The sequence below is a fragment of the Candidatus Clostridium eludens genome (genome assembly GCF_045310515.1).
Taxonomy (GTDB): domain Bacteria; phylum Bacillota; class Clostridia; order Clostridiales; family Clostridiaceae; genus Clostridium_B; species Clostridium_B eludens.
This window is the reverse complement of sequence record NZ_JBJHZX010000228.1, coordinates 1-231: the sequence shown is the minus strand read 5'-3', so window position 1 is coordinate 231 and position 231 is coordinate 1. Positions and strand designations below refer to the sequence as shown.

The window sequence follows — 231 nt, the reverse complement described above, 5'->3', positions numbered from 1 at the left end:
GAACAGAAAAAAGGATAAAGGAAACATAATAGCCTTTATAAAAAAAGGTAGCAAAAAACAAGTAACTGAAAATAGTGGTTTGGTTAATGCCGGTGCTATTGCACAAAAAGATAATAAAACATTAGTTGTATTCAGTGGGGATTTGGATAAAGCTTTAGCATCTTTTATAATAGCTAATGGAGCAGTTGCTATGGGTAAAAAGGTTACAATGTTCTTTACCTTTTGGGGATT

The 231-nt window shown here is 32.0% G+C and carries 1 protein-coding gene; it reads left to right on the top strand.

Annotated elements, in window-relative coordinates; translation table 11 throughout:
• On the top strand, window positions 1-231 hold a 231-nt coding region (locus ACJDU8_RS25925; protein WP_406795050.1), incomplete at both ends, for a DsrE/DsrF/DrsH-like family protein.